Source organism: Photorhabdus sp. CRCIA-P01, assembly GCF_003545805.1.
Classification (GTDB): domain Bacteria; phylum Pseudomonadota; class Gammaproteobacteria; order Enterobacterales; family Enterobacteriaceae; genus Photorhabdus; species Photorhabdus antumapuensis.
On the sequence record NZ_NMQR01000150.1, the window covers coordinates 1 to 1,760 of the forward strand.

A 1,760-nucleotide genomic window follows, 5' to 3' on the forward strand; every position below is an offset into this window, starting at 1 on the left:
GCGTAAGGATTGACCACTTTCAGCGGCCTTAACAGGCGCTGGGCGTTCTGGTGTAACTGCGTCAGATAGCCTTTCTCCGAGTCAGCCAGCAACCCTTCTAGCGTCTGACGGTGCCGCTGCATGGCGTGGATGGCCTGCGTCTGCTCGCGCGATTCGTTGACCGTCAGCACCAGACAGCGGTTCAGCAGCTCTTCATCCACATCAATGGCCGTGGTCGTTAACATCAGCATGACCGGCCCCTGTACCTTGTATTCCCGCGTCACCAGTTCGCCGCTCTGTTCATTCTTGCCGGTACTGGCGATTTTCAGCTCGCCGTCGGACTGCAACAGTTTCAGGGCATACGCCGCCTGCCGCACGCCTTCTTCTTCGGCGATAGCCAGTATCTTGTGTTGCAGGCTGGTTTCCCCCAGATAGTACAGACTCTGCCCGGTCATCGCCGAGTACTGGATACGCTCCTCCTCCGGCATCAGGTTCAGCACGGCATCCATCAATGACGATTTCCCCGCCGCGCTGCTGCTCTGGATTAACACGGCCAGCGGTTTATCCAGTTTGCGCGAGACCGCCGCCAGATACCCGGTCAGCAGATTGGTGGATTCGCCGACCACCCCGCAGGCGGCCATATCGGCAATAATCTGTTCAGCCAGATTCGGTGATTGCAGCAACGCCAGCGCGGCGGCTTCGTCTTCCGCGCTGACCGTCACCGCCGTTGTCCCTGAGGCTTCGGCCTCCGCGCGCTGCTCAGCGTCCTGTTGCTGTTCCAGCATCAGCAGCACCCGCCCGGCTTCGCGTTTGATGACCGACAACTCGCATTCCAGTTCAGACGCTGCCGTGCTGATGTAGTTCTGCCGCGAACGGGCGTGATACATGTCCAGCGTATCCACATGGAACAGGCCGGACGTTTCATCACGCACCTGCACATTGACTTTCATCACATCCGGCACCGGGGATTTTTTCATCCCCCGCACCCGCCAGAGGCGGGGCCCACTTTTCATCACCAGTTCACCGGCGGCCGTGCGCTCACAAGGCACGGGTGCAACCTGTGGTTCTGGCAAGGCAGCTAAAGAAGAAGGTTTCGTTTCCCCTGTCGTTTGGGGTTCTTTCGTCATATTCGGTGCCGCGGGCCGTTCATGGCTGAACACCGTGCCCGGGGCCGTTCCCTGTCCCAGCCAGACCGCCTGTTGCAACGCCAGCCCCAGCGCCTGTTCGGCGTGGCCGCTTTTCAACGCATAGTCGTTGGTATCCAACCCCGGCGGGAATTGCACCCGCCACGCTTCAATGCCGGCTTCCAGTAAATCAGCGGCAACACGGGTTGCGCCACGGTCTCCGGCCTCGTCCCGGTCAAAGGCAATCAGCACCCGTTTCACGCCGTGATACTGCAAGGCGTCGAGGTGATCGCGGTTAAACCCATTCACGCCGTAGGCGGCGATCACGTTGCGGAACCCGGCGCACCAGAAGGTCATCGCATCGATCAGCGCTTCGCACAGGATAATTTCCGAAGCCGCTTTCATCGCTTCCTCGTTCCAGACCCCGGCCAGTGGCGAGGGCAGGTACAGATGCTTCGGGCTGTCTTTCAGCACCTTGTAATCCGGCTGGGTTCGGCGGCCATACAGTTGCAACACCCGTCCGCGGCTGGCCACACTGGCCGATTCGGCCCAGCCGATAACGGGCACAACAACGCAGCCCCGGAAGTGGTCCTGCCGGGTGGTGGTACGCAACACGCCCAGCCCAGCCAGTTTGTCGCGCAACTGCTGCCCCTCATT

Annotated in this window: 1 protein-coding gene; it reads right to left on the reverse strand. The window is 60.9% G+C overall.

Annotation, left to right across the window (positions count from 1 at the left end; translation table 11 throughout):
• On the reverse strand, window positions 1-1,760 hold a 1,760-nt coding region (locus D3222_RS24415), incomplete at both ends, for a toprim domain-containing protein (protein WP_118988336.1).